Source organism: Clavibacter michiganensis (assembly GCF_021216655.1).
Lineage (GTDB): Bacteria > Actinomycetota > Actinomycetes > Actinomycetales > Microbacteriaceae > Clavibacter > Clavibacter michiganensis.
The window spans coordinates 241738-268253 of record NZ_CP080437.1; the positions used below are offsets into that span (position 1 = coordinate 241738).

A 26516-nucleotide genomic window follows, 5' to 3' on the forward strand; every position below is an offset into this window, starting at 1 on the left:
TCAGAAAGCGGGCACCATGCGCATCCCCTCCCTCCTCGCCGCCGGCGTCGCCGCCCTCGGCCTCCTCGCGGGCTCGCTCGCGGCGCCCGCCCCCGCAGCGGAGGCCGCCCCACGCGCCCGCTGGCTGCTCGTGGCCGACCCCACCGCGCGCGCCGTCTCGGTCGCCGACGCCTCGACCGGGCGCATCACGGGCGCGCTGCCCGGCGCCGTCCTCGGCACGCACGCGGGCGTGATCCAGATGGGCCACGGCCGCGTGGCCTTCGTCGGCGAGGCCGGGCCGCGGCTCGACGTGGTCGACATCGGATCGTCGGGCGTCCCGCGCATCGCCTCATCCACGCCGATCCCCGCGGTCGCCGGCGCGTGGACGCGGGCCGGATGGATCTCGGACGACCCCGGTCACCGCTTCGTCGCGGTCGGCTCGGACATCGACGGATCCACCACGCAGCAGGTCACGATCGTCGACACCCGCAGGCAGCTGGCGCGCACCGCGACCATCCGCACGAGCGAGGTGACCCTCGCCACGACGGGGGAGCGCGGCACCGAGGAGATGGAGACGTTCCTCGTCGGATCGCCGCTCCGGCTCGTCGTGACCGCGGGCGGGCGCCTCGACTCCTACGACGTGTCGGCGATCCTCGGCGGCGACACCGCGCCGGCGCCCGTGGCGACGACCCCGCTCGGCGCGTACCCGCACGGCCCGGTGGCGGACGCGCGCGGCACGGTGATCGGCTCGACGCTGCACGACGGGATCGAGACGGTGCCGCTCACCCGCGGCGGCTTCGGCACCTCCGTCTCCCGGGCCTACCCCGAGCCCGCCGTGCAGAGCTACCGCCCGCGCATGGCGCCCGACGGCGAGACGGCCGTGGGCACGCAGACCGGCACGGGGCCGGGGGCGCCCACGCTGCTGACGTCGTCGTCGATGCACGGCGCGGGCGTCGCGAGCGTCGCGCTCGGCTCCGGCGCGTCGACGCGCGCGGTCGTCACGCCCGGCTACGCGGCCGCGGTCGTGACGGCCGGCGGCGTGGACACGCTGTCCCTCGTCGCCCGCGGCGGCGCCGGCCTGTACGACGGCGCGGTCACGTCGGTGCGGCTGCCGGCGCTCGGGCAGTCGCCGGGTGCGGGCTCCGCCGCACGGTTCCTCGCTGCGTCCGACGACGGTTCCGAGCTGTTCCTGTCCCGCGCGGGCACGGGATCCGTCCTCGAGATCGACGTCTCCGGCACGACGGCGACGGTGCGCGGCACCATCGCCGTGCCGTCCGCGCTCGCCGACGGCGGCTACCTCGCCACGGTGGATCCGCACCAGCGCCCCTACGACCTCAGCGGGCGCTGACCGCGGGATCCATCCCCCGGACGACGAGGGCCGCCCGGATGCCGGGCGGCCCTCGTCGTGCGTCGTGCGCGCCGCTACAGCGCGAGCGCGATGCGCCCGCTGAACACGCGGGTGACGGGCGGCGCGGCCAGCACCTCGCCGAGGCGCGCGGCGCCCTCCGGCGTGGCGCGCCAGGCGACGTACGCGTCGTGGTCGGCGGTGGACGCCCACTGCTCCACGACGACCATGCGGGCGGGGTCGGCGTCGTCGACGAGGACCTCCAGGCCCTCGTTGCCCGCGAAGGCGCGCGTGGCCTGCAGGGTCTCGGCGAGGACGTCGGCGACGTCGGCCAGTCGGCTCTCGTCGACCTGGATCTCGAGGTGCACGGTGGTGCTCATGGTGTCTCCGGTCCCGACGTCGGGCGGGCGGGGCCCGGCGCGACGTCGATCATGTGCGGGGACGTTCCCCTCCTCCATCCAACCGCGCGCGGCTGGACGGCAGTCCCGCCCTGCACGCGCGGGCGTGTCGGCACGGGCGGGGGACGCGGACGCCCGATCGGGACGTCCGGCGGATCACCGGTCGCGACGGAGCGCGGTGCGGAGCCGCTGGTACCCGGACACCGCGGGCGGCGCGTCGGGCGTCTTCTCGGGCGCGATGTCGAGCCGGAGCTGCCGCTGCGCGAACTCGCGCGTCTCGATGAGCATGGCCAGGCGCTGCTCCTCGGTCTTGGCCTTCCGGGTGTTGACCTCGGCGACGACGCCGCCCTGCCAGCCCTGCTCGGCGAGCCAGCGGAGCGTCTCGGCGACGGGCTGCGTCCCGCGGCCGGGGAGGAGATGCTCGTCGAGGATGCGGCCGTCGTCCTGCGAGCCGGATCCATCGCACAGGTGCACGTGGCGCAGGCGCGGGCCGAGGGCCTTGGCCATCTCGAGCGCGTCCTGGCCGGAGAGCGAGGCGTGGGAGAAGTCGAGCGTGGTGGCGTCGCAGTCCATGTCCCGCGGATCCCAGCCGGGTGCGTACGCCTTCATGCTGCGGCCGGCGACCTGCCAGGGGAACATGTTCTCGACCGCGATCTCGACGCCCGTCTCCGTCTGGATCGAGCGCACGATCTCGAGGAACGACTCGGCGTAGCCGGCCTGCCAGCGGAACGGCGGGTGCACCACCACGGCAGGGGCCCCTACCGCCCGGGCGAGCCCGGCCGAGCGCTCCAGCTTCACCTTCGGGTCGCGGCCCCACACGAAGTGCGTGAGCAGCAGCACGGGCGCGTGGATGGAGAGGATCGGCAGGCCGTGCTTCTCCGACATGGCGCGGAGGGCGTCGGCGTCCTGGGTGACCTCGTCGTTCGTCACCATGATCTCGACGCCGTCGAAGCCGGCGCGCTTGGCCATGACGAAGGCGTTCTCGACGGGCTGGGGGTACACGCAGGTGGTGCTCATGCCTACTCGGATCACGTCGGCGACCCTACCCGCCGCCCCTGTGCCCCGGGGATACGCGGACGGTCCGGCGCGTGTCGGGTGCGCGACGCGGACAGCGGCGGTCGGCATGCTGGATGCGACGGGAGGGCGGCCGGGGCGCCGCCCGCGAGGCGAGGGAGCGGGCATGGCGGCTGCGGGATCGGACGGGCACGGTGACGCGGAGGCGTTCCGGAAGGAGCGGCCGGATGCGCCGCGCGGCTTCTTCGAGGCCGAGGCGGCCGGGCTCGCGTGGCTCGCCGAGGCGGAGCCCGGCGGGGGAGCGCGCGTCGTGCGGGTGATCGACGTCGCGCCGGGCCGCATCGACCTCGAGCGCCTCGTGCCCGCCCGGCCGACGCGCCAGGCCGCCCGCGCGCTCGGCGCGGCGCTCGCCGTCACGCACGACGCCGGCGCGCCCGCGTTCGGGTCGCCGCCCGCCGGGCTCGACGGGCCGGCCTTCATCGGGCGGCAGCCGCTGTCGGTGGGCGACGCGCCCGCCGAGGAGGGCGACGCGGGGGAGGGCTGGGGTGCCTGGTACGCCCGCGAGCGCGTGCTGCCGTACCTCCGCCTGGCGGTCGACGCGGGGAACGTCGCCTCCGCCCGGGCCGCCGACGTGGAGCGCGCGTGCGACCTCGTCGCCGACGGCCGGTTCGACGACGATGCGCCGCCCGCCCGGATCCACGGCGACCTCTGGTCGGGCAACGTGCAGTGGACGGACGCCGGCGCGGTCCTCATCGACCCGGCCGCGCACGGCGGCCATCGCGAGACCGACCTCGCGATGCTCGCGCTCTTCGGCTGCCCCGGCCTCGACGACGTCATGGGCGCGTACGCGGGCACCGGATCCCTCGCCGCCGGGTGGCGCGCCCGCGTGCCGCTGCACCAGCTGCATCCGCTCGCCGTCCACGCCGCCTCCCACGGCCCGGCGTACGGCGACGCGCTGCACGACGCGGCCCGGGCGGTGCTCCGGATGTGACGCCGGCGGACGCGCGACCCCCGGTCAGGCCGGGGTGAGGCTGGTAGCCTCGATCCACCGAGCAGGTACCACAGAGCTCTGCGCAACCGAGACGGGAACCGTGACTCCGCCACCCTCATCCACGCCCTCCGCGACCGAGCCGACCACGGCCGCCGCGCACGACGGCGCCGACGTCGAGCCCGGCGCGTACGACCTCGTCGTCGTGTCCAACCGCCTCCCCGTCGACCGCGTCGTCGCCGCCGACGGCACCACGTCCTGGCGGCACTCGCCGGGCGGACTGGTCACGGCGCTCGAGCCCGTGATGCGCGCCAACGAGGGCGCGTGGGTCGGCTGGCCGGGCATCGCCGACCACGACGTGGAGCCCTTCGTCGACGACGGCATCTCGATCATCCCCGTCACCCTCACCGAGCAGGACCTCGCCGAGTACTACGAGGGCTTCTCGAACGACACGCTGTGGCCGCTGTACCACGACGTCATCGCGCAGCCGAGCTACCACCGCGAGTGGTGGGACACCTACGTGAAGGTGAACCAGCGCTTCGCCGACGCGGCCGCGAAGGCCGCCGCGCCCGGCGCCACGGTGTGGGTGCAGGACTACCAGCTGCAGCTCGTGCCGAAGATGCTGCGCGAGCAGCGCCCGGACCTCACCATCGGCTTCTTCAACCACATCCCGTTCCCGCCCTACGGCATCTACTCGCAGCTGCCGTGGCGCACGCAGATCATCGAGGGGCTGCTCGGCGCGGACGTCATCGGCTTCCAGCGCGTGGCCGACGCGGGCAACTTCACGCGCGCGGTCCGCCGGCTCTTCGGGTACACGACCCGCGGATCCACCGTCGACGTGCCCGTGCGCGGCGGCATCCCGCTCACCGTCCCCGGCACCAAGCCGTCGAAGCCCGTGCGCGAGCTCCGCACCCGCCAGGTCGTCGCGAAGCACTACCCGATCTCGATCGACGCGCGCAGCTACGAGGAGATGGCCAAGGACCCGGCCATCCAGGAGCGCGCCCGCCAGATCCGCGCCGACCTCGGCGACCCGAAGACGATCCTGCTGGGCGTCGACCGGCTGGACTACACGAAGGGCATCGGCCACCGCCTGAAGGCGTTCGGCGAGCTCCTCGCCGAGGGACGCGTCTCGGTCGAGGACGCCACGCTCGTGCAGGTCGCGAGCCCGAGCCGCGAGCGGGTGGAGACGTACAAGCAGCTGCGCGACGAGATCGAGCTCACGGTCGGGCGGATCAACGGCGACTACGGGTCCATCAGCCACACGGCCATCAGCTACCTGCACCACGGGTACCCGAAGGAGGAGATGGTGGCGCTCTGCCTCGCGGCCGACGTCATGCTCGTCACCGCGCTCCGCGACGGGATGAACCTGGTCGCCAAGGAGTACGTGGCCACCAAGCACTCCAACGAGGGCGTGCTCGTGCTCAGCGAGTTCGCGGGCGCCGCGGACGAGCTGAAGGCCGCGCTCCTCGTGAACCCGCACGACATCGAGGGCCTCAAGGAGGCGATCCTCCGCGCCATCGACATGCCGAAGGCGGAGCAGCGCAAGCGCATGCGGTCGCTCCGCAAGCGCGTGTTCGAGAACGACGTGGCGGCCTGGTCGAGCTCGTTCCTCGCCGACCTCGGGCGCACGCACGCCGCCTCGATCCACGAGGGCCCCGACGAAGAGGTCGTCGAGCCCCTCATGGACGAGGGCTGGTAGCGCGCGTGGCCGAGCTGATCACCGACATCCAGGCCAAGGGCGGCCGCGGCTTCCCCGGCCGCCTGTTCGAGGCCCTCACCGAGCTCGCGCGCACGCCGCGCCTGCTCGTCGCGCTCGACTTCGACGGCACGCTCGCGCCCGAGGTCGACGATCCCGAGAAGGCGCGCGCGGTCCCCGAGGCCCGCGCTGCGGTGCTCGCGCTGCTGGCACTGCCGGAGACGCGCGTCGCGCTCGTCTCGGGTCGCGCGCTGCGCAGCCTCGAGGCCGTGGCGGATCTCCCGGACGACGTGCTGCTCGTCGGGTCGCACGGGGTGGAGATCCGCCTCGACACCGACGACATCGAGCTCACGCTCGACGAGGGCGAGCTCGCGCAGCGCGGCGTGCTCTCCGACGTGCTCGGCCAGGTCGCCGACTCGCTCGACGAGGTGTGGATCGAGGAGAAGCCGGCGGGCTTCGCCCTCCACACGCGCCTCGCCACCGAGAGGCACAGCCGCATCGCACACCTCGTCGCCACGCAGGAGGCGCAGGCCGAGGTCGAGGGCCTCAAGGTGCGATCGGGCAAGGACGTGCTGGAGTTCAGCGTCCGCCACGCCACCAAGGGCGAGGCGGTCGAGCACCTGCGCCGCTACGCGGAGGCGACGGCCGTCTTCTACGCGGGCGACGACGTCACCGACGAGGACGCGTTCGCCGCGCTCCAGGCGGGCGACCTCGGGCTCAAAAGCGGCACGGGCGCGACGGCGGCGGACTTCCGCGTCGACGGCCCGCACGATGTCGCGCGCGTGCTGCAGGTGCTCGCGGACCTCCGCGCCGAGCCGGTCGTCCATCCCGACTGAGGCGCGCGCCCGGTCTCTCAGGTAGGGCTCAGGTAGACTGGGGAAATAGCCGACTCGTGAGAGGAGACCGCACGTGATCGTCCTCCTCGCGGTGTTCCTGGTCGCCTCCGTCGCCATCCCGCTCCTCGCCCGCGTCATGGGGGTGCGCGCCTTCGTCGTCGCCGCCCTCGTGCCGGCCGCCGCCTTCGTCTACACGGTCGCGCAGGCCCCCGCGGTCCTCCCCGACCACGAGGTCGTCGAGCGCGTGGAGTGGATCCCGTCGCTCGGCATCACGCTCGACATGCGGATGGACGCGCTGTCGTGGCTCCTGGCGCTCGTCGTCACGGGCGTCGGCGCCCTCGTGCTCCTCTACTGCGCCCGCTACTTCCGCTCCAGCGAGGAGGGGCTCGGCCGGTTCGCCGGGCTGCTCGTCGCGTTCGCGGGCGTCATGTTCGGCCTCGTCCTCGCCGACGACGTGTTCGTCCTCTTCACCTTCTGGGAGGCCACGAGCGTCCTCTCCTACCTCCTCATCGGGCACTACACGGGCAAGAAGGCGAGCCGCGGCGCCGCGCTGCAGGCGCTCCTCGTCACCACGGCGGGCGGGCTCGCCATGCTCGTCGGCCTCGTGATCCTGTCGGTCGCCGGCGGCACCACGAGCCTCGCCGCGCTCGTGGCGGATCCCCCCGGGGGCCAGCTCATCCCCGTCGCCGTCGTGCTGATCCTCCTCGGCGCGCTCTCCAAGTCGGCCCTCGTGCCCTTCCACTTCTGGCTGCCCGCCGCGATGGCCGCGCCGACCCCGGTGAGCGCGTACCTGCATGCCGCCGCCATGGTGAAGGCCGGCATCTACCTCGTCGCCCGCCTCGCGCCCGGCTACGCCGACGTGCCCGGTTGGCGCGTGCTTCTCGTCTCGCTCGGCGTCGCGACGATGCTCGTCGGCGGCTGGCGCGCCCTCAAGCAGATGGACCTCAAGCTCGTCCTCGCGTACGGCACGGTCAGCCAGCTCGGCTTCCTCACCGTCGTGGTCGGGTACGGCACGCGGGACGCGGCGCTCGCGGGCGTCGCGCTGCTGCTCGCGCACGCGCTGTTCAAGGCGACCCTCTTCCTCGTGGTCGGCGTCGTGGACCACCGCGCCGGCACGCGCGACCTGCGCAAGATCAGCGGGCTCGGCCGGAAGGCCCCGGTGCTCGCGGTCATCGCGGCCCTGGCGCTCGCGTCGATGGCCGGGCTCCCGCCCTTCCTCGGCTTCGTCGCCAAGGAGGCGGTGCTCACGGCGCTCCTCACCGACGCGGAGCTCGGCGGCGGGCTCGGCTGGGTCGCGCTCGTCGGCGTCTCGGTCGGCTCCTGCCTCACGGTCGCGTACAGCGCGCGCTTCATGTGGGGCGCGTTCGCCCCCAAGCGCGGGGTGGACGAGGTCCAGCCCGTGCACGAGCACCTCGACTTCCTCGTGCCGCCGGCCGTGCTGGCCGCGACCGGCCTCGTGCTCGGCTTCCTCGCCTCGTCCGTCGACGGGTGGATCGCCGGCTACGCCGACACACTGCCGGCCGTGAGCGCGGGCGCCGCGGGCGAGCTCGACCACACGTACCACCTGGCGCTCTGGCACGGGATCGAGCCCGCGCTCCTCATCTCCGCGGGCACGCTCGTCGTGGGCCTCACCATGTTCCGCCTGCGCGACGGGGTCTTCGCGCTGCAGTCGCGCGTGCCGTCCTGGATCGACGCGGCCCGCATCTACTGGGCGTCGATGCGCCTCATCGACCGGGTCGCCGCGCGCACCACGGCCACGACCCAGCGCGGATCCCTGCCGTTCTACCTCGGCGTGATCCTGCTCGTGCTCATCGGCTCGGTCGGGTCGGCGCTCGCGCTCAACCGGTCGTGGCCCACCACCGCGGTGCCGTTCGACCACCCCGCGCAGCCCGTGATCGGCATCGTGATGATCGTCGCCGCCATCGCCGCGGCCCGCGCCGGGAAGCGCTTCCAGGCCGTCGTCCTCGTCGGCGTCACGGGCTACGGCATGGCGGCGCTCTTCGCCCTGCACGGCGCGCCCGACCTCGCGCTCACGCAGGTGCTCATCGAGACGATCACGCTGGTCGCCTTCGTCCTCGTGCTCCGCCGCCTGCCCGTGCGGCTGGGGGAGCGGAACCGCTCGGTGCACCCGATCTGGCGCGCGTCCATCGGCATCGCGGTCGCGGTCCTCATGTCGACGGTCGCGGTCGTCGCGCTCGGCGCGCGGGTCGCGTCGCCCATCTCGCTCGAGTTCCCCCGCCTCGCCTACGAGCAGGGCCACGGCAGCAACGTCGTCAACGTCACGCTGGTGGACCTCCGCGGCTGGGACACCATGGGCGAGATCTCGGTGCTCATCGTCGCGGCCACCGGCGTCGCGAGCCTCATCTTCCTCAACCGGCGCACCGACTCGCTGCCGCGGCTGACGTCGCCGTCGCGTCGGAGCCTCATCGCGCGGCTGACGGGACGCCACGACTCCGCGCCCGCGACGGCGCCGCTCGAGGTCGAGCAGGGCGTCGGCGGTCCGCGCACGGAGGCGCGGACCGCGGTCAAGGACGAGCGGCGCACCGAGCGCAGCCCCTGGCTGCTCGCCGGCCGCACGCTCGCGCCGCAGAACCGGTCGATCCTCCTCGAGGTCGTCGTCCGGCTCCTCTTCCACAGCCTCATCGTCGTGTCCGTGTACCTGCTCTTCTCCGGCCACAACCTGCCGGGCGGCGGATTCGCGGGCGGGCTCCTCGCGGGCATGGCGCTCGTGGCGCGCTACCTCGCGGGCGGCCGCTACGAGCTCGGCGCCGCGGCCCCGGTCGACGCCGGACGCGTCCTCGGCACGGGCCTCGTCTTCGCGGTCGGCACGGCGATCGTCCCCCTCGTCTTCGGCGCCGACGCCCTCACCTCCACGTGGATCGACACCGAGGTGCCCTTCGTCGGCCACGTGGAGTTCGTCACGAGCACCTTCTTCGACGTCGGCGTCTACCTCGTCGTCGTCGGCCTCACGCTCGACGTGCTCCGCAGCCTCGGCGCGGAGGTCGACCGCCAGGAGGAGAGCGACCGGACGGTCGAGCAGGGAGCGGACGGCATGGAGACCGAGCAGGGGGTGAGCGTGTGAGCGTCTCCGTCACCCTCATCGTGATCATGGCCGCGCTGTACGCCACGGGCATCTACCTCATGCTCGAGCGCAGCATGACGCGCGTGCTCCTCGGATTCCTGCTGGTGGGCAACGCCACCAACATCCTCATCCTGATCATGTCCGGCCGCGTGGGCCTCGCGCCCATCTACGATCCCGAAGTGGATCCGTCGGAGTACGCCGACCCGCTGCCGCAGGCCCTCATCCTCACGGCCATCGTCATCACCTTCGGCGTCTCGGCCTTCCTCATGGCGCTCATCTACCGCTCCTGGCGGCTGGCGAACGCCGACGTGGTCACGGACGACGAGGACGACCTCGCGATGCGCGGCCCCCGCACGGGCCTCGGCGAGGAGCCCACCGTCCCCGACGACGACGACACCGAGTTCGGCACCAACGCCGAGGCCGCGATCGCCTCCGCCCGGAAGCTCCGCGACAACCGATCCGACCTGGAAGAAGCCATCGACGACTCCGCCGACGACGACGACGACCGCGACTTCCGCACGCAGCGCGCCGAGAGGGAGAGGGGGGACGACCGATGACGATCTTCCAGACCCTCATCCCGCTGGTCGTGCTCGTGCCCCTGCTGGGCGCGGCCGCCGCCCTCGTCGCCGCGCGCCAGCGCCGCCTCCAGGTGGCGGTGTCCGTGCTCGCGCTCCTGGCCGTCGTCGTGATCAGCGGCGTGCTGCTCGTGCTGGTGGACCAGCAGGGCGGCCAGTCCGTGGAGGTCGGCGGGTGGGCCGCGCCGTTCGGCATCGTGCTCGTGGTCGACCGGCTCTCGGCGCTCATGCTGCTGATCTCGTCGATCGTGCTGCTCGCGGTCCTCATGTTCTCGATCGGCCAGGGCCTCGAGGACGGCGACGGCGAGACGCCGGTCTCCATCTACAACCCGACCTACCTGATCCTCGCGGCCGGCGTCTTCAACGCGTTCGTGGCGGGCGACCTCTTCAACCTCTACGTCGGCTTCGAGATCCTGCTCGTGGCGAGCTACGTGCTGCTCACGCTCGGCGGCACCGAGGCGCGGATCCGCGCGGGCGTCACGTACATCGTCGTCAGCCTCGTCTCGTCGATGCTGTTCCTCGCGTCCATCGCGATGATCTACGGCGCCCTCGGCACGGTCAACATCGCGCAGATCTCGGTGCGGCTCGACGAGATCCCGCCGGACGTGCAGCTGATCCTGCACATCATGCTGCTGGTCGCGTTCGGCATCAAGGCGGCCGTCTTCCCGCTGTCGTTCTGGCTGCCGGACTCCTACCCGACGGCGCCCGCTCCCGTGACCGCGGTCTTCGCGGGGCTCCTCACCAAGGTCGGCGTCTACGCGATCCTCCGCACCGAGACGGTCATGTTCCCCACCGACCAGCTCTCCACGGCGCTCATGGTCGTGGCCGCGCTGACGATGGTGATCGGCATCCTCGGCGCGGTGGCGCAGGCGGACATCAAGAGGCTGCTCTCGTTCACGCTCGTGAGCCACATCGGCTACATGATCTTCGGCATCGCGCTCAACACCGTGGCCGGCATGACGGCGACCATCTACTACGTGATCCACCACATCGTCGTGCAGACGACGCTCTTCCTCGCCTCCGGGCTCATCGAACGCACGGGCGGCAGCACCTCCATCAACAAGCTCGGCGGGCTGCTGAAGGCCGCGCCCGTCATGGCGATCCTGTTCTTCATCCCCGCGCTCAACCTCGGCGGCATCCCGCCGTTCTCGGGCTTCATCGGCAAGGTCGCGCTGTTCGACTCGGGCGCCGAGGTCGGCGGCTGGCTCACCTACGCGGTCATCGCGGCGGGCGCGGCCACGAGCCTGCTCACCCTCTACGCCCTCGCGCGTGTCTGGAACATGGCGTTCTGGCGCGGCGCCGAGGAGGTCGAGGACTACGAGTCGCCCCTGCTCGACCAGCTCTCCGAGCGGCCGGGCGGCGAGGCGACGACCACCGTGCGGAAGACGCCCGTGCTCATGACGGGCGCGACGGCCGGCATGGTCGTCGTCAGCGTCGCGCTCACCGTCTTCGCGGGTCCCGTGTACGCCCTCGCCGAGCGCGCGGGCGAGAGCCTCACCGGCCCCGGATCCGGCAACGGCTCGGGTGAGCTCGGCTACGTCGAGACCGTGTTCCCGGGAGGCATCCGATGACCCCGCGTCGCGCCAGGGCCCGCGCGGAGCGGCTGTCGCTCCTCGTCCAGCTGCCGCTGCTCGTCTGGCTCGTGATCCTCTGGCTCCTGCTCTGGGGCCACGTCACCGTCATCTCGGTGGTCACCGGCATCGTGCTGGCGCTCCTCGTGACGCGCGTGTTCTACCTGCCGCCCGTGGAGCTGTCCGGCCGGTTCGACATCCGCTGGGCCGCGATCCTCCTCGGGCACTTCGCGGTCGACCTCGTGCGCGCGTCGTTCCAGGTCGCCGCCATGGCGTTCGACTGGCGCCGCGTGCCGGTCAACTCGGTCATCGCGGTGCACCTGCACACCCGCAGCGACTTCGTCATGACGCTCACGGCCGAGCTCGTGTCGCTCGTGCCGGGATCCATCGTGGTCGAGGCCGACCGGGAGCGCTCGATCCTGTACCTGCACGCCCTCGGCACCTCCACCCCGGAGGACGTCGAGCGCGTGCGGGAGACGACGCTGCAGGTCGAGAGCCGGATCGTCTTCACCCTCGGCACCGCCGACGACGTGTGGCGCGTCAACCGCGAGCGGCGCGAGTCCGGCCGCGAGCCGCTGCTGCAGACCCGCAGGCAGCGCGCGCACGAGCTGGTGCGCGACCGCGACCTCGACGCGGGGCTCATCTCGACCACGGGGGAGGAGCTCTCATGAGCATCGTGATGCAGGTCGGCTGGGTCGTCGTCGGCGCCCTCTTCTTCTCGACCGCCGCCATGGCGCTCGTGCGCATCGTGCGCGGCCCGAGCATCCTCGACCGGATCATCGCGTCCGACGTGCTGCTCACCACGCTCATCTGCGTGCTCGGCGCCGAGATGATCTTCAACGGCCACACCCGCACCGTGCCCGTGATGCTCGTGCTCGCCATGACCGCGTTCCTCGCCACGGTCGCCGTCGCCCGCTACGTCTCGAAGCAGGATCCCTCGTGAACGACATCCTCGCGTCCGGTCCGCTGGCCGACGCCCTCGACGTCGTGAGCCTCGTGCTCCTCATCCTGGGCGGCGTGCTCTCCGTCGCGGCGGGCGTCGGCCTCCTCCGCTTCCCGGATCCCCTCGCCCGCATGCACGCGGCCACGAAGCCGCAGATCCTCGGCGTGATCCTCGTGCTCCTCGCGCTGGCCCTGCAGTCGCAGAGCCTCAGCACGGCCGTGATGCTCGTCCCCGTGCTCCTCTTCCAGATGCTCACGGCGCCGATCTCCGCGCACATGGTCGGCCGCGCGGGCTACCGCCTCCGCCACTTCCTGCGCGAGGACCTCCTCGTCGACGAGCTCGAGGAGGCGATCGACCGGGCGCACGACGAGCTGCGCGCCGCCGACGAGGTGGACGCGTCCACGCTCCCCGTGGGATCCGCCGAGAACATCGCCGCCGAGGAGGCCGGCCACGTCGCGGGCGGCGCCGGGCCGCGCGACGCGGAGTCGCCCGTGGCCGCGCCGACGCCCGCCGACCCGGGCCACGACGGCGACGCGGGCGCGGGCCGCCTGCCCCCGGGCTTCGGCTGACGACACCCGGGTGCGCCCGCCCCCAGGCGCCGGGACTGCTCCACGGCAGGACATAAACTCATGCCATGCCTGAGATCGACATGAAGCCCCGGAGCCGCGACGTCACCGACGGGATCGAGGCCACCGCAGCACGCGGCATGCTCCGCGCCGTCGGGATGGGCGACGAGGACTGGGCGAAGCCCCAGATCGGCGTCGCGAGCTCCTGGAGCGAGATCACCCCCTGCAACCTCAGCCTCGACCGCCTCGCGCAGGGCGCCAAGGAGGGCGTGCACGCGGGCGGCGGCTACCCGCTCCAGTTCGGCACCATCTCCGTCAGCGACGGCATCTCGATGGGCCACGAGGGCATGCACTTCTCGCTCGTCTCGCGCGAGGTCATCGCCGACAGCGTCGAGACCGTCATGATGGCCGAGCGCCTCGACGGATCCGTGCTCCTGGCCGGCTGCGACAAGTCGCTCCCCGGCATGCTCATGGCCGCGGCCCGCCTCGACCTCTCCTCGGTGTTCCTCTACGCGGGATCCATCGCCCCCGGCTGGGTCAAGCTCTCGGACGGCACCGAGAAGGAGGTCACCATCATCGACGCCTTCGAGGCGGTCGGCGCCTGCAAGGCCGGCACGATGAGCCAGGAGGACCTGACCCGCATCGAGAAGGCCATCTGCCCGGGCGAGGGCGCATGCGGCGGCATGTACACAGCGAACACCATGGCGAGCGTGGCCGAGGCCCTCGGCATGAGCCTCCCCGGATCCGCCGCCCCGCCGAGCGCCGACCGCCGCCGCGACTACTTCGCGCACCGGTCGGGCGAGGCCGTCGTCAACCTCATCGCGGAGGGCATCACCGCGCGCGACATCATGACGAAGGAGGCGTTCGAGAACGCCATCTCCGTGGTCATGGCGTTCGGCGGATCCACCAACGCGGTCCTCCACCTCCTCGCCATCGCGCGCGAGGCCGAGGTCGACCTGCAGCTGTCCGACTTCAACCGCATCGCCGACCGCGTGCCGCACCTCGGTGACCTCAAGCCGTTCGGCCGCTTCGTCATGAACGACGTCGACCGCGTCGGCGGCGTCCCCGTCGTCATGAAGGCCCTGCTCGACGCGGGCCTCCTGCACGGCGACGTCATGACCGTCACCGGCCGCACCATGCGCGAGAACCTCGAGGCGATGGACCTCGCGGAGCTCGACGGCACGGTCATCCGGAAGATGGACGACCCGATCCACGCCACCGGCGGCATCAGCGTCCTGCACGGCTCCCTCGCCCCCGAGGGCGCGGTCGTGAAGACGGCCGGCTTCGACCTCGACGTGTTCGAGGGCCCCGCCCGCGTCTTCGAGCGCGAGCGCGCCGCGATGGACGCGCTCACCGAGGGACTCATCTCGAAGGGCGACGTCATCGTCATCCGCTACGAGGGCCCCAAGGGCGGCCCCGGCATGCGCGAGATGCTCGCCATCACGGGCGCCATCAAGGGAGCCGGCCTCGGCAAGGATGTACTACTCTTGACGGACGGTCGATTCTCAGGCGGCACAACCGGACTGTGCATCGGCCACATGGCTCCCGAAGCGGTGGACGCAGGTCCCGTCGCCTTCGTGCGCGATGGAGACCGGATCCGTGTCGACATCGCCGCTCGCACGCTCGACCTACTGGTCGACGAGGCCGAGCTCGCCGCCCGCCGTGAGGGGTGGGCACCTCTCCCGCCGCGCTACACGCGCGGGGTCCTCGCCAAGTACGCCAAGCTCGTGCACTCGGCCGCCGAGGGCGCGATCACGGGATGACCCCCTCCTCACCTTCCGCTCCCTCTGCCAGGAATCGCGCACACATGCCAGCTCTGCCCACCCCGCCCCCCACGCCGCAGGCGCCGACCGCCCACCAGGGCGACGAGATCCTCACGGGCGCCGAGGCCGTCGTCCGCACGCTCGAGCTCCTCGGGGTCGACGACATCTTCGGCCTCCCCGGCGGCGCCATCCTCCCCACCTACGACCCGCTCATGGACTCGACGAAGCTGCGCCACATCCTCGTCCGCCACGAGCAGGGCGCCGGCCACGCCGCCGAGGGCTACGCGTCCTCGAGCGGACGCACCGGCGTCTGCATCGCCACCTCCGGCCCCGGTGCCACGAACCTCGTCACCGCAATCGCGGACGCCTACATGGACTCGGTGCCGCTCCTCGCCATCACGGGCCAGGTCTTCTCGACCCTCATGGGCACCGACGCCTTCCAGGAGGCCGACATCGTGGGCATCACGATGCCCATCACGAAGCACAGCTTCCTGGTGACGCGGCCCGAGGACATCCCGTCGACCATCGCGTCGGCGTACCACATCGCCTCCACGGGTCGCCCGGGTCCGGTGCTCGTCGACATCACCAAGGACGCGCAGCAGCTCGAGGCGCCGTTCCACTGGCCGCCGAAGATCGACCTGCCCGGCTACCGCCCCGTCGTCAAGGCGCACGGCAAGCAGATCCAGGCCGCCGCGCAGCTGCTCGTCGAGGCGAAGAAGCCCGTCCTCTACGTCGGCGGCGGCGTGATCCGCGCGAAGGCGCACGAGGAGCTGCTCGCGCTGGCCGAGGCGGTCGGCGCCCCCGTCGTCACGACGCTCATGGCGCGCGGCGCGTTCCCCGACTCCCACCCGCAGCAGCTCGGCATGCCCGGGATGCACGGCACGGTCCCCGCGGTCCTCGCGCTGCAGGAGTCCGACCTGCTCGTCTCGCTCGGCGCGCGCTTCGACGACCGGGTCACCGGAAAGGCGTCGCTGTTCGCGCCGAACGCCAAGGTCGTGCACGTGGACGTCGACCCGGCCGAGATCTCCAAGATCCGCATCGCCGACGTCCCGATCGTGGGCGACGCGAAGGACGTCATCGCCGACCTCGTGGTCGCGTTCCGCGAGGCCACGGCCGCGTCCCAGGTCGAGCAGGACATCGCCGACTGGTGGACCTACCTCGACGGCCTCCGCGAGGAGTTCCCGCTCGGCTACACCGAGCCCGCCGACGGACAGCTCGCTCCGCAGTACGTCATCCAGCGCATCGGCGAGATCACCGGCCCGGAGGGCGTCTTCGCCTCCGGCGTCGGACAGCACCAGATGTGGGCCGCGCAGTTCATCAAGTACGAGCGCCCCAACTCGTGGCTCAACTCCGGCGGCGCCGGCACCATGGGCTACTCGGTGCCCGCCGCGATGGGCGCCAAGGTCGCACAGCCGGACCGGCACGTGTGGGCCATCGACGGCGACGGCTGCTTCCAGATGACCAACCAGGAGCTCGCCACCTGCACGATCAACGACATCCCGATCAAGGTCGCGATCATCAACAACTCGTCGCTCGGCATGGTGCGCCAGTGGCAGACCCTGTTCTACGAGGGCCGCTACTCGAACACCGACCTCAACACGGGCGGAGGCACCCGCATGGTGCCCGACTTCGTGAAGATGGCCGACGCGTACGGCGCCCTCGGGATCCGCGTGACGAAGCCGGAGGAGGTGGACGACGCGATCCGCCTGGCGCTCGCGACCAACGACCGCCCCGTCGTCATCGACTTCGTGGTCAGTCGCGACGCGATGGTGTGGCCTATGGTGCCGCAGGGCCTCAGCAACAGCGCCGTGCAGTACGCCAGGGACCACGCGCCGGACTGGGACGACGACCTCGCGGAGACAGGCAGGACCGAGAAGTGAGCCACATCCTGAGCCTCCTCGTGGAGGACAAGCCCGGACTCCTCACCCGCGTCGCGGGGCTGTTCGCCCGCCGCGGCTTCAACATCGAGTCCCTCGCGGTCGGCGCGAGCGAGATCGAGGGCCTCTCGCGCATCACGGTCGTCGTGGACGTCGAGGCCCTGCCACTCGAGCAGGTGACGAAGCAGCTGAACAAGCTGATCAACGTCATCAAGATCGTGGAGCTCGACCCCGGGCAGGCGGTCGAGCGCGAGCACCTGCTCGTGAAGGTGCGCGTCGACAACACGACCCGCTCGCAGGTGCTCGAGGCCGTGAACCTCTTCCGCGCCCGCGTGGTCGACGTGGCCACCGACGCGCTGATCATCGAGGTCACGGGCGACTCGGGCAAGGTGCAGGCGCTCCTCCGCGTGCTCGAGCCCTTCGGCATCAAGGAGCTCGCGCAGTCGGGTCTCCTCGCCATGGGGCGCGGATCCAAGTCCATCACCGACCGCGTCTTCCGCACCGCCTAGCGCCGACCCCGGCGGTCCGAGGGACGCAGCCGCTAGGCTCCCCGCGCATCGCGCCCGCCACCCACGCACGTACCCGCCCGCACGACCACGCCCCGCCCGAGCGCGGAGCAGCCAGGCACGACCGCCCATCGCCCCTCGCGGGGACGACAGAACAAGGAGATCCATCACGTGACTGACATCGTCTACGACAAGGACGCCGACCTCTCGCTCATCCAGGGTCGCAAGGTCGCCGTCATCGGCTACGGCTCGCAGGGCCACGCGCACGCGCTGAACCTCCGCGACTCCGGCGTCGAGGTCGTCATCGGCCTCAAGGAGGGCTCGACCAGCCGCGCGAAGGCGGAGGAGCAGGGCTTCACGGTGAAGACCCCGTCCGACGCGTCCGCGTGGGCCGACGTCATCGTCATCCTCGCGCCCGACCAGCACCAGCGCGGCCTCTACGCCGACAGCGTCCGCGACAACCTCACCGAGGGCAAGACGCTCGTCTTCGCGCACGGCTTCAACATCCGCTTCGGCTACATCGAGGCGCCCGAGGGCGTCGACGTCGTCCTCGTCGCCCCCAAGGGCCCCGGCCACACCGTGCGTCGCGAATTCGAGGCCGGCCGCGGCGTCCCCGTCATCGTCGCCGTCGAGGTCGACGCGTCGGGCAAGGCGTGGGACCTCGCGTGGTCGTACGCCAAGGGCATCGGCGGCCTCCGCGCCGGCGGCATCCGCACCACCTTCACCGAGGAGACCGAGACCGACCTCTTCGGCGAGCAGGCCGTGCTCTGCGGCGGCACCTCGCAGCTGGTCCAGTACGGCTTCGAGACGCTGATCGAGGCGGGCTACCAGCCGCAGATCGCGTATTTCGAGGTGCTGCACGAGCTCAAGCTCATCGTCGACCTCATGTGGGAGGGCGGCATCGCGAAGCAGCGCTGGAGCATCTCCGACACGGCGGAGTACGGCGACTACGTCTCTGGCCCGCGCGTCATCTCGCCGGACGTCAAGGAGAACATGAAGGCCGTCCTCGCGGACATCCAGTCCGGCGCGTTCGCCGACCGCTTCATCAAGGACCAGGACGCCGGCGCGCCCGAGTTCCTCGAGCTCCGCAAGAAGGGCGAGGAGCACCCGATCGAGTCCACCGGCCGCGAGCTGCGCAAGCTCTTCGCGTGGAACAAGGCCGACGACGACTACACGGACGGCTCGGTCGCCCGCTAGCCGTCGCCCCACCCGCACCACCGGACGCCCGGTCGCCTCGCGCGACCGGGCGTCCGTGCGTCCTCGGGCCGGGGCTGTCCCCGGACCGAGGAGCGTGCGGCGGGCGTCCGGATCGGAGCACGTACCATCGGGGGATGCCCCGCACCCCCGACGACGACGCCCTCAGCTGGGCCGGCGAGGAGGCGGATCCCACGCTCGCCCGCTCGCCCGAGCCGCAGCGCGCGGTGCCGCGCCGCCGCCCCGACGCCGACCCCTCGGCCGCCACGGGCCGCACGTCGGCCCTCGGGGCGACGGCCGCGCGCCGGGCCGCCGCGTCCGGATCCGCGACAGCCGGATCCGACGAGCCGCACGCCCTCGCGATGGACGACGACGCCGTCGCCGCGCCCGACGCCTCGCCCGAGGTGGTGGGGCTCGCCTTCTTCGGCGCCGTCGCGGTGCTCGAGGCCATCGCCTGGTTCTTCGTCGTCCGCGACAACCCGTCGAGCGCCGGATCCGCCTTCCAGGTCGGCGTCGCGCAGGCGACCGAGGCCCTCACGGTGCTCGCGCCGCCGCTGTGGGTGGCCGCCGTGGTCGCCGCCCTGCGCGGCATGCGCGTCGGCCGCCGCATGCTCGCGCTGGCCGCGGGCGCCGTCGTCCTCTTCCCCTGGCCCTGGCTGGTGACGCGATGAGCGCCGAGCAGGCGCCCGGCGGCGTGACCGCGACAGCCGCCGCGCGGACGCGCCGCGGCCGGCCCACGCGCGCCGGCTGGGTCGTGGGGATCCTCGGCGCGGTCGCCCACGGGATCCTCGTGTGGCAGGCCGTCGACCAGTACACGGCCTTCCGCGACATCGCGACGGCGTTCGGCGGCTCCCTCCGACCCGGCACCCTCGCGACGCTCGTCGGCGCGATCCTCGTGCCGGTCGTCGCGTTCGTCCTCGCGGCGCTCGCCACGCGCGGACGCCCCGTCGCCGCGCGCGTCCTCGTCATGCTCGCGGGCCTCGCCGCCGCGAGCGCGCTCACGGTCGGCCTCGCGGCCCTGCTGCCGCTCCTCTAGCGTCGGCGGCTAGAGCGGCCAGCCGGCGAACAGCACGAGGGCGATCAGCACCACCTGCGCCACGAGGCGCGGCACCAGCGGGATCGCGATGCGGCCGAAGCGCTCCGGGTGCCGGGCCGCGAACGCGTTCGCCGGGAAGACCGCGACCAGGAAGACCGCCAGCGCGACGCCGGCGGCGAGGCGCACGGGCTCGATCAGCAGGCCGATCCCGCCCGCGATCTCGCAGAGCCCCGTGAACCACACCAGCACCAGCGGGGAGGGCACGCCGGGCCGCCGGAACGAGGGCGGGATGATCGCCGCCATCGCCGTGGCGGCCCTCGGCACGAAGTGGTTGACGCCCATCCCGACGAAGACGAGGGCCAGCAGGATCCGCACGGCGAGCTGGATCGCAGCCCACGTCTCATCGCTCATCCGCCCATTCTGGGGCCACTAGCATGTGAGGGTCCCAGCCGCCCCCGCCCGAAGGACCGCCTGAATTGACCAAGCCCGTCGTGCTCATCGCCGAAGAACTCTCGCCCGCCACCGTCGACGCCCTGGGGCCCGACTTCGACGTCCGATCCGTCGACGGCACCGACCGCCCGGCCCTGCTCGCGGCCCTCGCGGAGGCGGACGCCGTGCTCGTCCGCTCCGCGACGAAGATCGACGCGGAGGCCATCGCCGCGGCCCCGCGCCTGCAGGTGGTCGCCCGCGCGGGCGTCGGCCTCGACAACGTCGACATCAAGGCCGCGACCACCGCGGGCATCATGGTCGTGAACGCGCCGACCTCGAACGTCATCTCGGCCGCCGAGCTCGCGATCGGCCACATCCTCTCGCTCGCCCGGTTCATCCCGGACGCGAGCGCGTCGCTCAAGCAGGGCCTCTGGAAGCGCTCGTCCTTCACGGGAGTGGAGCTCTACGAGAAGACCATCGGCATCGTCGGCCTCGGACGCATCGGCACGCTCGTCGCGCAGCGCCTCGCGGGCTTCGGCGCCACGCTCGTCGCGTACGACCCCTACGTCACGCCGGCTCGCGCGCAGCAGCTCGGCGTGCAGCTCCTCCCGCTCGACGAGCTGATGCGCGTCTCCGACTTCATCACCATCCACATCCCCAAGACGCCGGACACCACGGGCCTCATCGGCACCGAGCAGTTCGCGCTCGCGAAGCCGTCCCTGCGCATCGTCAACGCCAGCCGCGGCGGGATCATCGACGAGGACGCGCTCTACACGGCGCTCAAGTCGAAGCGCATCGCCGGCGCCGGCCTCGACGTGTTCGTCAGCGAGCCGCCCACCGGATCCCCGCTGCTGGATCTCGACAACATCATCGTCACGCCGCACCTCGGCGCCTCCACGGACGAGGCCCAGGAGAAGGCGGGCGTCTCGGTCGCAAGGAGCGTGCGCCTCGCGCTCGGCGGCGAGCTCGTGCCGGACGCCGTGAACGTCGCGGGCGGGGTCATCGACCCGTACGTGCGCCCCGGCATCCCGCTCATGGAGAAGCTCGGCCAGGTGTTCTCGGGGCTCGCCCACGAGGCGCTCACGAGCATCGACGTGGTCGTGCGCGGCGAGCTCGCCGGATACGACGTCAGCGTGCTGAAGCTCGCGGCGCTCAAGGGCGTCTTCACCAACGTCGTGAGCGAGAACGTCTCCTACGTCAACGCGCCGCTGCTCGCCGAGCAGCGCGGGCTCGAGGTGCGCCTCATCACGGACGCCGTCTCGGAGGAGTACCGCAACGTGCTGAGCATCCGCGGCGCGCTGTCCGACGGCACGCAGGTGTCGGTGTCGGGCACTCTCACGGGCACGAAGCAGATCGAGAAGCTCGTCGAGATCGACGGCTACGACGTCGAGGTGCCGTTCAGCCGCCACCTCATCGTCATGAAGTACGAGGACCGCCCCGGCATCGTCGCGGTCTACGGCAAGGAGTTCGGCGACGCCGAGGTCAACATCGCCGGCATGCAGATCGCCCGCCAGGAGGCCGGCGGCCGGGCGCTCAGCGTGCTCAGCGTCGACTCGCCCGTGCCGGACGGCGTGCTCGAGAACGTGCGGCAGGCCATCCAGGCCACGTCGCTGCGCGAGATCGACATCGCCGACTGATCCCCGTCGGATCGACCACCGCGAGGGCGGCTGCTGCGTCGGCCGCCCTCGCGGCGCGTCCGGGGCCGATCGGCCGCCTCAGCCGCGCGTCGAGCGGAGCCGCACGAGGTCATCGACCACGCGGATGAGCTCGTCGAGCGCGGAGTCGGCGGGCGCGGATCCGCCGAGCCACGGCTGGAGCGCGCTGTTGTAGTACAGGCCGTCGCCGATGAGGAGCACGGCGCGCGCGACGGCCGGGTCGCCCACGGCCTCGAGGATGACGGCGGCCCACTCGTCCTGCAGGTGCGTGAGCGTGTCGCGGGCGCGCGGGTGGTTGCCCTGCGCGAGGCGGGAGGTCGCGACGTAGGCGCGGTCGAACGGCGTGGCCGTGGACAGCGAGCTGCGGATCCACAGGTCCACCGGACCGCGCTCGGCCGCCCGGAGCCGCGCGACGTCCGCCTGCGCCAGCGCGGACATGCGCGCGAGCAGCCCGTCGACGAGCGCCTCCTTGCCGCCGAAGTGGTAGAGCAGCCCGCCCTTGGAGACGCCGGCCGCCGCGGCGACGGACTCGAGCGTCGTGCCGCGCTCGCCCTGCTGCACGAGCAGCTCCTCGAAGGCGTCGAGGATGCGGTCGCGCGCGGTGCCGGGGGAGGACGCCGCCGGGTCGGGTGCGCCGTCGGGCGCGGGCGCGGGGTCGTCGGGCGATGAGGCGGGCATGGATCCAGCGTAGCGGCGGGTTGCCCGCTGTACCGACCGGACGGTACAGTGATCCCGGTCGCGCTCGCGGCCCCGTCCGCGCCATTCGCGCCGTCGCCTCCCGACGTCAGGAAGCACCGTCATGTCCACGCCCCGCACCGCATCCGTCCCCGTGATCGCCGCCACCGGCCGCGCCGGGCGACGCCAGTGGGCCGCGCTCGTCGTGCTGATGCTCCCGGTGCTGCTCGTCTCCATCGACAACACGGTGCTGAGCTTCGCGATGCCGTCCATCGCGCGCGACCTCGAGCCGTCGGGCGCGGCGCAGCTCTGGATCATCGACGCCTACCCGCTCGTGCTCGCCGGGCTCCTCGTCGCGATGGGCAACATGGGCGACCGCTACGGCCGCCGGCGCCTGCTCATGATCGGCGCGGCCGGCTTCGGCGTCGTCTCGGCCCTCGCCGCCTTCGCCACCGACGCCTCGCAGCTCATCGCCGCACGCGCCGCCCTCGGCTTCTTCGGCGCGATGCTCATGCCGTCCACGCTGTCGCTCCTCCGCTCGATCTTCACCGACCGGAAGCAGCGCCGCCTCGCGATCGCCATCTGGGCGTCGGGCTTCTCCGGCGGATCCGCGCTCGGCCCGCTCGTCGGCGGCGTGCTGCTCGAGCACTTCTGGTGGGGATCCGTCTTCCTCGTCGCGGTGCCCGTGCTGCTGCCGCTGCTGATCCTCACACCCGTGCTCGTCCCCGAGTCGAAGGACCCGGCGCCGGGCCCGATCGACGGGGTCGCCATCCTGCTGTCGCTCGCGACCGTCGCGCCCATCGTCTACGCCATCAAGACGTTCGCCACCGAGGGCGTCACGCCTCTCGCGATCGCCGCCCCCGTCGTGGGCGTGGTCGCCGGCATCCTCTTCGTGCGTCGCATGTCGCGCGCCCGGAACCCGATGCTCGACGTCGCGCTGTTCCGCGAGCCGGTCTTCACGGGCGCGGTGCTCGTCAACCTGCTGAGCGTCGTCTCGCTCGTCGGCTTCCTCTTCTTCGTGACGCAGCACCTGCAGCTCGTCGCGGGCCTCGACCCGCTGGCGGCGGGCTTCGCGCTCATCCCCGGATCCGTGGTCGTCATCGTCTCGGGGCTCGTGATCGTGCCGATCGTGGCGCGGGCCCGCCCGTCGCGCGTGGTCGCGATCGCGCTGGCGTTCTCGGCCGTCGCCTACGTGGTCCTCGCGGTCACGGGCAAGGGCGCATCCGTCGGGCTGCTGGTCTTCGCGTTCTGCCTGCTGGGCGCGGGCATCGGCGCGTCGCAGACCATCTCCAACGACCTGATCATCGCGGCCGTCCCGCCGGCGAAGGCGGGGGCGGCGTCCGCGGTGTCGGAGACTGCGTACGAGGTGGGCGCGGTGCTCGGCACGGCCGTGCTCGGCAGCATCCTCACGGCCAGCTACCGCACCGGGCTCGTCCTCCCCGCCGGCCTCTCGGAGGGGGACGCCTCCGCGGCCCGGGAGACGCTCGGGGGAGCGGTGTCGGTCGCCGAGCGCGTGCCGGCCGACGTGGGATCGGCGCTGCTGGAGTCGGCGCACGCGGCCTTCGACGGCGGCGTGGTGACCACCTCGATCATCGGCGCCCTGCTCATGGTCGGCGCGATCGTCATCTCGCTCACGAGCCTCCGCCGCGCCAGCTCGCACGACTGAACCCGACCCGACCCGTCACATGCGTCGGGCCCGTCACCTCGCGAGGTGACGGGCCCGATGAGCGCGGGGGGAGCGGATCAGACGACGTTGTCGTCGGAGCGCTCGCTGCGCGTGATGCGCTGACCGGTCGCGGGGTCGATGCGCGTGCGCGTCTCGCTGACGGCCGTGCGGCGGCGGGCGAGGAGCGCGACGCCGATGATGATGACCAGCGCGCCGCCGCCCATGAGGATGTAGCCGACGAGCTGGAGGTCGACGCCCGGGACGGTGAGGTCGACGGCGAACGCGAGTATCGCGCCGACGACCACGAGGAAGATTCCGAGGCCGATGCTCATGCGGTGCTCCTTGGGTCGTGCCCGCCGGGTAGTCGGACGCCTTCAAAGTAGCGCCGGTGCCCCGCGACGGACAGGTAGCCTGTCCGGAAACCCACGAGTCCCGGGAGGATCCATGCCCCGCACCATCTCGCTCGCCGTCGTCCCAGGGGACGGCATCGGCCCGGAGGTCGTCCACGAGGCCCTCCGCGTGCTCCGGGAGGCGGTGCCCGCGGACGTGTCGCTCGACACCACGCAGTACCCGTTCGGCGCCGGCCACTTCCTCGAGACCGGGGAGATCCTCACGGACTCCGATCTGGCGGCCCTCGCGCAGCACGACGCGATCCTCCTCGGCGCGGTCGGCGGCGACCCCCGCGACGCGCGCCTCGCGGGCGGCATCATCGAGCGCGGCCTGCTGCTCAAGCTGCGCTTCGCGTTCGACCACTACATCAACCTGCGGCCGACGACCCTGCTGCCCGGTGTGACCTCCCCGCTCGCGTCGCCCGGCGAGGTCGACTTCGTCGTCGTCCGCGAGGGCACCGAGGGACCGTACGCGGGCAACGGCGGCGTCCTCCGCCGCGGCACCGAGCACGAGATCGCGACCGAGGTGTCCGTGAACACGGCGCACGGCGTCGAGCGCACCGTGCGGTTCGCGTTCGACCTGGCCTCGAAGCGCGAGCGCAAGCGCGTCACGCTCGTGCACAAGACCAACGTGCTGACCTTCGCCGGATCCCTCTGGCAGCGCACCGTCGACCGCGTCGCCGCCGAGCACCCGGACGTGACGGTCGACTACCTGCACGTCGACGCGACCATGATCTTCCTGGTCACCGACCCGTCCCGCTTCGACGTGATCGTCTCCGACAACCTGTTCGGCGACATCATCACCGACCTGGCGGCCGCGATCTCGGGCGGCATCGGCCTCGCCGCGTCGGGCAACGTCAACCCCACGGGCGCGTTCCCGAGCATGTTCGAGCCGGTGCACGGATCCGCCCCCGACATCGCCGGCCAGCAGAAGGCCGACCCGACCGCGGCGATCCTCTCGGTCGCGCTCCTGCTCGACCACCTGGGCCTCCCCGAGGCCGCCGCGCGCGTCACGGCCGCGGTCTCGGCCGACCTCGCCGCGCGCGCCGCGGGCGACCCCGTACCCCGATCCACCGCGGAGGTCGGCGACGCCGTCATCCGCGCCCTCTCCACGAACCACTGAAGGACCCCATGAGCTCCACCAGCAGCACAGCCTCCACGAGCAGCACCGCCTCCACCACCACCGGCACCGCCTTCCCCATGTCCTTCGAGCAGACCCCCTCGGAGACCGCCCGCGCCGACGCCGAGCGGGAGGCGATCCTCGCCGACCCGGGCTTCGGCAAGCACTTCACGGACCACATGGTCCAGATCGACTGGACGCTCGACGCCGGCTGGCACGACGCCCGCGTGGTCCCGTACGGGCCGCTCCAGCTGGATCCCGCCGCGAGCGTCCTCCACTACGGCCAGGAGATCTTCGAGGGCATGAAGGCGTACCGCCACGCCGACGGATCCGTGTGGACCTTCCGCCCCGACCGCAACGCCGCCCGCCTCCAGCGCTCGGCCCGCCGCCTCGCGCTACCCGAGCTGCCCACGGAGGACTTCGTCGAGTCGGTGCGCCAGCTGGTCCGCGCCGACCTCGACTGGGTGCCGTCGGCGCCCGAGCAGAGCCTGTACCTCCGGCCGTTCATGATCGCGAACGAGAGCTTCCTCGGCGTCCGCGCCGCCCAGCGCGTGGGCTACTACGTCATCGCCAGCCCCGCGGGCGCGTACTTCACGGGTGGCGTCGCGCCCGTGTCCATCTGGCTGTCCACGCAGTACTCCCGCGCCGGCAAGGGCGGCACGGGCGCCGCGAAGTGCGGCGGCAACTACGCCGCGTCGCTCCTCCCGCAGGCCGAGGCCGCGTCGCACGGCTGCGCGCAGGTGCTCTTCCTCGACTCCGAGGAGGGCCGCTACCTCGAGGAGCTCGGCGGCATGAACATCGTGCTGGTCTACAAGGACGGCCGCCTCGTCACGCCCGACTCGGAGAGCATCCTCGAGGGCATCACGCGCGACTCGATCCTGGAGCTCGCGCGCGACCGCGGCCTCACGGTCGAGAAGCGGCGCGTGGAGCTGTCGGAGTGGGTCGACGGCGTCGCATCCGGCGAGATCACCGAGGTGTTCGCGTGCGGCACAGCGGCGGTCATCACGCCCATCGGCCGCCTGATGGGCGAGGGCCTCGACGTCGGCGACATCGACGCTCCCGCGGGCGAGCTGACGATGTCGCTGCGCCAGGAGCTCACCGACATCCAGTACGGCCGCATCCCGGACCGCCACGGCTGGCTCACCCGCCTCGACGCGTAGCGCTCGGCGGCTCGTGCCGGCGGTCGCGCCCCGTCGGCACGGCTAGGGTCGTG

General features: G+C 72.6%; 25 protein-coding genes. 20 read left to right on the forward strand and 5 right to left on the reverse strand.

Annotated features, from left to right (window positions below):
* Window positions 1–16 precede the first annotated feature (16 nt).
* Complete coding sequence (locus K0V08_RS01080) at window positions 17–1327, forward strand: hypothetical protein (RefSeq protein ID WP_169716121.1); 1311 nt, start codon at window positions 17–19, stop codon at window positions 1325–1327.
* Window positions 1328–1401: 74 nt separating this feature from the next.
* On the opposite strand, the gene K0V08_RS01085 is transcribed toward K0V08_RS01080, so the two are convergent.
* Window positions 1402–1704, reverse strand: coding sequence for a putative quinol monooxygenase (locus K0V08_RS01085; RefSeq protein WP_012037768.1), 303 nt, complete (start codon window positions 1702–1704; stop codon window positions 1402–1404).
* A 174-nt stretch (window positions 1705–1878) separates the two neighbouring features.
* Window positions 1879–2754, reverse strand: a complete 876-nt coding sequence (locus tag K0V08_RS01090; RefSeq protein ID WP_079532414.1) for a sugar phosphate isomerase/epimerase family protein — start codon at window positions 2752–2754, stop codon at window positions 1879–1881.
* 148 nt (window positions 2755–2902) lie between these two features.
* Here K0V08_RS01090 and K0V08_RS01095 point away from each other — a divergent pair, with 148 nt between their 5' ends.
* The 15 genes from K0V08_RS01095 to K0V08_RS01165 all read left to right on the forward strand — a co-directional run bounded on the left by K0V08_RS01095 (window position 2903) and on the right by K0V08_RS01165 (window position 19369).
* Window positions 2903–3727, forward strand: coding sequence for a fructosamine kinase family protein (locus K0V08_RS01095; protein ID WP_079532417.1), 825 nt, complete (start codon window positions 2903–2905; stop codon window positions 3725–3727).
* 100 nt (window positions 3728–3827) lie between these two features.
* Window positions 3828–5423: an alpha,alpha-trehalose-phosphate synthase (UDP-forming) gene (locus tag K0V08_RS01100; protein ID WP_012037771.1), complete on the forward strand. Its 1596-nt coding sequence runs from the start codon at window positions 3828–3830 to the stop codon at window positions 5421–5423.
* A 5-nt stretch (window positions 5424–5428) separates the two neighbouring features.
* On the forward strand, window positions 5429–6256 hold the full coding sequence (otsB, locus tag K0V08_RS01105; RefSeq protein ID WP_079532419.1) for a trehalose-phosphatase: 828 nt from the start codon (window positions 5429–5431) through the stop codon (window positions 6254–6256).
* Window positions 6257–6329: 73 nt separating this feature from the next.
* Window positions 6330–9338, forward strand: a complete 3009-nt coding sequence (locus K0V08_RS01110; protein WP_086503491.1) for a Na+/H+ antiporter subunit A — start codon at window positions 6330–6332, stop codon at window positions 9336–9338.
* Window positions 9335–9895, forward strand: a complete 561-nt coding sequence (locus tag K0V08_RS01115; RefSeq protein ID WP_012037774.1) for a Na(+)/H(+) antiporter subunit C — start codon at window positions 9335–9337, stop codon at window positions 9893–9895. Before K0V08_RS01110 ends, K0V08_RS01115 begins: the two co-directional genes overlap by 4 nt.
* Window positions 9892–11484, forward strand: a complete 1593-nt coding sequence (locus K0V08_RS01120) for a Na+/H+ antiporter subunit D (protein WP_079532421.1) — start codon at window positions 9892–9894, stop codon at window positions 11482–11484. Before K0V08_RS01115 ends, K0V08_RS01120 begins: the two co-directional genes overlap by 4 nt.
* A complete protein-coding gene (locus tag K0V08_RS01125; protein ID WP_012037776.1) occupies window positions 11481–12155 on the forward strand; it encodes a Na+/H+ antiporter subunit E in 675 nt (224 codons plus the stop codon). Before K0V08_RS01120 ends, K0V08_RS01125 begins: the two co-directional genes overlap by 4 nt.
* Complete coding sequence (locus K0V08_RS01130) at window positions 12152–12427, forward strand: MrpF/PhaF family protein (protein WP_012037777.1); 276 nt, start codon at window positions 12152–12154, stop codon at window positions 12425–12427. The genes K0V08_RS01125 and K0V08_RS01130 overlap by 4 nt, the downstream gene beginning before the upstream one ends.
* Window positions 12424–12996 (forward strand): monovalent cation/H(+) antiporter subunit G, encoded by a 573-nt coding sequence (gene mnhG, locus K0V08_RS01135; RefSeq protein WP_012037778.1) that lies wholly within the window; start codon window positions 12424–12426, stop codon window positions 12994–12996. Before K0V08_RS01130 ends, mnhG begins: the two co-directional genes overlap by 4 nt.
* A gap of 65 nt (window positions 12997–13061) precedes the next feature.
* A complete protein-coding gene (ilvD, locus tag K0V08_RS01140; RefSeq protein ID WP_012037779.1) occupies window positions 13062–14756 on the forward strand; it encodes a dihydroxy-acid dehydratase in 1695 nt (564 codons plus the stop codon).
* Window positions 14757–14800: 44 nt separating this feature from the next.
* Window positions 14801–16636 carry an acetolactate synthase large subunit gene (locus K0V08_RS01145; protein WP_172401791.1) on the forward strand — a complete coding sequence of 612 codons (1836 nt, stop codon included), beginning with the start codon at window positions 14801–14803 and terminating at the stop codon, window positions 16634–16636.
* A complete protein-coding gene (gene ilvN / locus K0V08_RS01150; RefSeq protein ID WP_012037781.1) occupies window positions 16633–17142 on the forward strand; it encodes an acetolactate synthase small subunit in 510 nt (169 codons plus the stop codon). The genes K0V08_RS01145 and ilvN overlap by 4 nt, the downstream gene beginning before the upstream one ends.
* A 168-nt stretch (window positions 17143–17310) precedes the next feature.
* Window positions 17311–18336: a ketol-acid reductoisomerase gene (ilvC, locus tag K0V08_RS01155; protein WP_012298794.1), complete on the forward strand. Its 1026-nt coding sequence runs from the start codon at window positions 17311–17313 to the stop codon at window positions 18334–18336.
* A gap of 134 nt (window positions 18337–18470) precedes the next feature.
* The gene (locus K0V08_RS01160; protein ID WP_079532422.1) at window positions 18471–19004 is read left to right on the forward strand and encodes a hypothetical protein; all 534 of its coding nucleotides are present in this window, start codon (window positions 18471–18473) and stop codon (window positions 19002–19004) included.
* Entirely contained in the window at window positions 19001–19369 is a 369-nt protein-coding gene (locus K0V08_RS01165; RefSeq protein WP_012037784.1) for a hypothetical protein, read from the forward strand. The genes K0V08_RS01160 and K0V08_RS01165 overlap by 4 nt, the downstream gene beginning before the upstream one ends.
* 9 nt (window positions 19370–19378) lie before the next feature.
* On the opposite strand, the gene K0V08_RS01170 is transcribed toward K0V08_RS01165, so the two are convergent.
* Window positions 19379–19780, reverse strand: a complete 402-nt coding sequence (locus K0V08_RS01170) for a DoxX family protein (protein ID WP_012037785.1) — start codon at window positions 19778–19780, stop codon at window positions 19379–19381.
* 65 nt (window positions 19781–19845) lie between these two features.
* Here K0V08_RS01170 and serA point away from each other — a divergent pair, with 65 nt between their 5' ends.
* On the forward strand, window positions 19846–21435 hold the full coding sequence (serA, locus tag K0V08_RS01175) for a phosphoglycerate dehydrogenase (protein WP_012037786.1): 1590 nt from the start codon (window positions 19846–19848) through the stop codon (window positions 21433–21435).
* A gap of 78 nt (window positions 21436–21513) precedes the next feature.
* Here the strand turns inward: serA and K0V08_RS01180 are convergent, their stop codons facing one another.
* The gene (locus K0V08_RS01180; protein ID WP_079532423.1) at window positions 21514–22131 is read right to left on the reverse strand and encodes a TetR/AcrR family transcriptional regulator; all 618 of its coding nucleotides are present in this window, start codon (window positions 22129–22131) and stop codon (window positions 21514–21516) included.
* Window positions 22132–22252: 121 nt separating this feature from the next.
* Here K0V08_RS01180 and K0V08_RS01185 point away from each other — a divergent pair, with 121 nt between their 5' ends.
* The gene (locus tag K0V08_RS01185; protein WP_079532424.1) at window positions 22253–23794 is read left to right on the forward strand and encodes an MFS transporter; all 1542 of its coding nucleotides are present in this window, start codon (window positions 22253–22255) and stop codon (window positions 23792–23794) included.
* Between the two features lie 77 nt (window positions 23795–23871).
* On the opposite strand, the gene K0V08_RS01190 is transcribed toward K0V08_RS01185, so the two are convergent.
* Window positions 23872–24126: a DUF6458 family protein gene (locus K0V08_RS01190; RefSeq protein WP_012037789.1), complete on the reverse strand. Its 255-nt coding sequence runs from the start codon at window positions 24124–24126 to the stop codon at window positions 23872–23874.
* Window positions 24127–24238: 112 nt separating this feature from the next.
* Between K0V08_RS01190 and K0V08_RS01195 the strand changes: the two genes are divergently transcribed.
* Complete coding sequence (locus K0V08_RS01195) at window positions 24239–25306, forward strand: 3-isopropylmalate dehydrogenase (RefSeq protein ID WP_079532427.1); 1068 nt, start codon at window positions 24239–24241, stop codon at window positions 25304–25306.
* A gap of 8 nt (window positions 25307–25314) precedes the next feature.
* Window positions 25315–26463 carry a branched-chain amino acid aminotransferase gene (locus K0V08_RS01200; protein WP_169716120.1) on the forward strand — a complete coding sequence of 383 codons (1149 nt, stop codon included), beginning with the start codon at window positions 25315–25317 and terminating at the stop codon, window positions 26461–26463.
* Window positions 26464–26516 lie beyond the last annotated feature (53 nt).

What these genes read in the sequence shown, in the direction of transcription:
- K0V08_RS01080 (WP_169716121.1), top strand. Translation starts at nt 17, where the DNA reads ATGCGCATCCCCTCCCTCCTCGCCGCCGGCGTCGCCGCCCTCGGCCTC.
- K0V08_RS01085 (WP_012037768.1), bottom strand. Translation starts at nt 1,704, where the DNA reads ATGAGCACCACCGTGCACCTCGAGATCCAGGTCGACGAGAGCCGACTG.
- K0V08_RS01095 (WP_079532417.1), top strand. Translation starts at nt 2,903, where the DNA reads ATGGCGGCTGCGGGATCGGACGGGCACGGTGACGCGGAGGCGTTCCGG.
- K0V08_RS01120 (WP_079532421.1), top strand. Translation starts at nt 9,892, where the DNA reads ATGACGATCTTCCAGACCCTCATCCCGCTGGTCGTGCTCGTGCCCCTG.
- K0V08_RS01125 (WP_012037776.1), top strand. Translation starts at nt 11,481, where the DNA reads ATGACCCCGCGTCGCGCCAGGGCCCGCGCGGAGCGGCTGTCGCTCCTC.
- K0V08_RS01130 (WP_012037777.1), top strand. Translation starts at nt 12,152, where the DNA reads ATGAGCATCGTGATGCAGGTCGGCTGGGTCGTCGTCGGCGCCCTCTTC.
- ilvD (WP_012037779.1), top strand. Translation starts at nt 13,062, where the DNA reads ATGCCTGAGATCGACATGAAGCCCCGGAGCCGCGACGTCACCGACGGG.
- K0V08_RS01145 (WP_172401791.1), top strand. Translation starts at nt 14,801, where the DNA reads ATGCCAGCTCTGCCCACCCCGCCCCCCACGCCGCAGGCGCCGACCGCC.
- K0V08_RS01160 (WP_079532422.1), top strand. Translation starts at nt 18,471, where the DNA reads ATGCCCCGCACCCCCGACGACGACGCCCTCAGCTGGGCCGGCGAGGAG.
- K0V08_RS01165 (WP_012037784.1), top strand. Translation starts at nt 19,001, where the DNA reads ATGAGCGCCGAGCAGGCGCCCGGCGGCGTGACCGCGACAGCCGCCGCG.
- K0V08_RS01170 (WP_012037785.1), bottom strand. Translation starts at nt 19,780, where the DNA reads ATGAGCGATGAGACGTGGGCTGCGATCCAGCTCGCCGTGCGGATCCTG.
- K0V08_RS01180 (WP_079532423.1), bottom strand. Translation starts at nt 22,131, where the DNA reads ATGCCCGCCTCATCGCCCGACGACCCCGCGCCCGCGCCCGACGGCGCA.
- K0V08_RS01185 (WP_079532424.1), top strand. Translation starts at nt 22,253, where the DNA reads ATGTCCACGCCCCGCACCGCATCCGTCCCCGTGATCGCCGCCACCGGC.
- K0V08_RS01190 (WP_012037789.1), bottom strand. Translation starts at nt 24,126, where the DNA reads ATGAGCATCGGCCTCGGAATCTTCCTCGTGGTCGTCGGCGCGATACTC.
- K0V08_RS01195 (WP_079532427.1), top strand. Translation starts at nt 24,239, where the DNA reads ATGCCCCGCACCATCTCGCTCGCCGTCGTCCCAGGGGACGGCATCGGC.
- K0V08_RS01200 (WP_169716120.1), top strand. Translation starts at nt 25,315, where the DNA reads ATGAGCTCCACCAGCAGCACAGCCTCCACGAGCAGCACCGCCTCCACC.